This is a genomic window from Natrinema soli (assembly GCF_028618695.1).
This window is the reverse complement of sequence record NZ_JAQIVI010000404.1, coordinates 1-2,407: the sequence shown is the minus strand read 5'-3', so window position 1 is coordinate 2,407 and position 2,407 is coordinate 1. Positions and strand designations below refer to the sequence as shown.

Here is a 2,407-nt window from a genome sequence, read left to right as displayed (position 1 = left end):
CAAGGAGATTCTGCGTGCCATTGCTGGACTGGGTCATCCCCATCGCCCAGCCGAAGACGACAGTCTCGGCCGCGGCGAGGGTCTCCGCAGCCGACTCGAGCTCCGCAGCCGGGACGTCCGCGACCGCCTCGACCCGTTCGGGCGTGTACGGCTGAACCTTCTCGCGGAGGTCCTCGAAGCCGGTCGTGTTCCGCTCGATGAACGCCTCGTCGTGGAGGTCGTTCTCGATGATGTAGCGGATCAGTCCGTTGATCCAGGCCACGTCGTAGCCCGGCTCGGTCCGGGTGTACTGGTCGGCGTGTTCGGCGATGCCGATCTGCCGCGGATCGAATACGACCAGATCGGCGCCGTCGCGGACGTTCTGCTTGATGCGGGTCGCCAGTACCGGGTGGCTCTCGGTCGTGTTGGAGCCGGTGATGAGGTAGGCGTCAGCCTCGCCGACGTCCTCGTTGATCCGGTTGGTCATCGCGCCATAGCCGAGCGTCTGCTGGAGGGCCGCAACCGTCGAGGAGTGGCAGAGGCGCGCGCAGTTGTCGATGTTCTTCGTCCCGAGGACCTGTCGAGCGAACTTCTGGACGAGGTAGGCCTCCTCGTTCGACCCCTTCGACGACGCGAGACAACTGACGGCGTCGACGCCGTGGTCGTCCCGAATCGCCCGGAGGTTTTCCGCGACGTACTCGAGGGCCTCCTCCCACGAGACGGGCTCGAACTCGCCGGAGTCGGTCCGGACCAGCGGCTCCGTGAGCCGCTCGTCGCTGTTCGCGAACTCGTGGCCGAACTTTCCTTTCACGCAGGTCGAGAAGTCGTTCGCGGGTGCAGCGGCCGGATCGTCGACCGGCTGGACGCCGATCGCGTCGCCGTCTTTTCCCCACATCTCGAAGCGACAGCCGACCGCACAGAACCCGCACGTCGTCTCTTCGGTGTCGATGCGAGAGAGGCGAGCGTCGCTGACGAAGTCGGCGATGTCGAAGAGCCGACCTTCGGGTATCGTGTTCATCGCGATGCTCTCGGCGGTGTGTTCGCCGGCTATCATCGCCTTTCGACCGTACTCGCCCGCGAGTTCCGTCGCGCGCTTCCTGGCCCCCTGCATGAATCGAGCGACCCCCGTCGCGTCGCCGGTACCGGTCGCGCCAGCAACACCCTCGGCCCCGGCTCCGACTCCGCCGGGTCCGGGCGACCGATTGGGCGCGGTCGTATCGTCAAGCGTCTCGACGTCGTCGGTCTCGAGGACGGTCCCGATAGAGTTTCGCTGGGTGAACCCGGGGAGCGGCAGGGTCGCAGCACCGCCGATCCCCTTCTCGGTGAACGCGCCGGTCGGACAAACCGTCGCGCAGTGACCGCAGGAGACGCACTCGGAGTCGGCCATCGTCTCCGCGTCCGACTGGAACCCGATCCGGGTGTCCTCGCCGTGGCCCTCGATGCGGAGCACGCCCTCAACCTGCACGTCGTTACAACCCTCGACACACCGGTTGCAGAGGATGCACTTGTTGCGGTCGATCTGGATGAACGACGAGGTGTCGTCGAGCGGTTCGTACTCGTCTCGGTCAGCGAACACGCCGTAGCGCGGGTGGTCGACGCCCTCGCTGATCGCCGCGTCCTGTAGCTCGCACCGCCCGTTTCCGTTGCAGGTCGTACAGCGGAGGTTGTGGTTCGAGAGGACGAGGTCGAGGTTTACGCTCCGGCTCTCCTCGGCGTCCGGCGTATCGGTCCTGACCGACAACCCGTCTTCCGCGGGGAACGAACAGGAGGGGACGAGGCCGTGCTCCTCGGTCTCGACCATACAGGTCCGACACTCGCTTCGCGGGCCGATCTCGTCGCTCGAGTCGCCGTCCCGATCGTAGTGACAGAGCGCGGGAACGTCGGCGTCCTCGAGGCCGTCGGCGCCCGGATCGACGGTCACCGTCTCGTCGTCGACTGCCTGCATCGCATCGATGACGGTCGAGTCCGGTGGAACGGACACCGACTTCCCGTTGATCGAGAGGGTCGTCGGATTCTCGCCGCCGGTGCCGGCGGGCGGATCGTTCGCAGTGCCGGTCTCGAACGTCGCCGTCACTGGCGTCTGCTCCTGGTGGTCGTCGATCGCCGGTACTCGCGGCAGTGGCTCGTCCGTACTCATAGTTTTTCAGTACACGTCCCGCTCGGACACCGTCCGTCGGCGTGGGCGCGAAACTCCGGTTCGAACTCGTCCATCGCCGTGATCACGGGCCGCGGCGCGTGGGCCCCGATCTGACAGTTGCTCGAGCGCGTCATCACTCGCCCCAGTTCGCGGATGTCGTCGCTCCGAAACGAGCCCGTATAGAGCTCGCGGAGCAGTTCCGTGAGCTGTTTCGTTCCCTCGCGTCCCGGCACGCACCGACCGCTGTTCTCCGTCGCGGCGAAGCGCGCCCGCTCGCCGGCTGCCGCGACC

General features: G+C 66.7%; 2 protein-coding genes. Both read right to left on the bottom strand.

Annotated elements, in window-relative coordinates; translation table 11 throughout:
• Positions 1–2,116 (bottom strand): molybdopterin-dependent oxidoreductase (locus PGX04_RS22180; protein WP_273740487.1); only part of this gene is annotated, 2,116 nt, incomplete at its 3' end.
• A partial coding sequence (locus PGX04_RS22175) for an NADH-ubiquinone oxidoreductase-F iron-sulfur binding region domain-containing protein (protein WP_273740486.1) occupies positions 2,113–2,407 on the bottom strand: 295 nt, incomplete at its 5' end. The genes PGX04_RS22175 and PGX04_RS22180, both read right to left, overlap by 4 nt.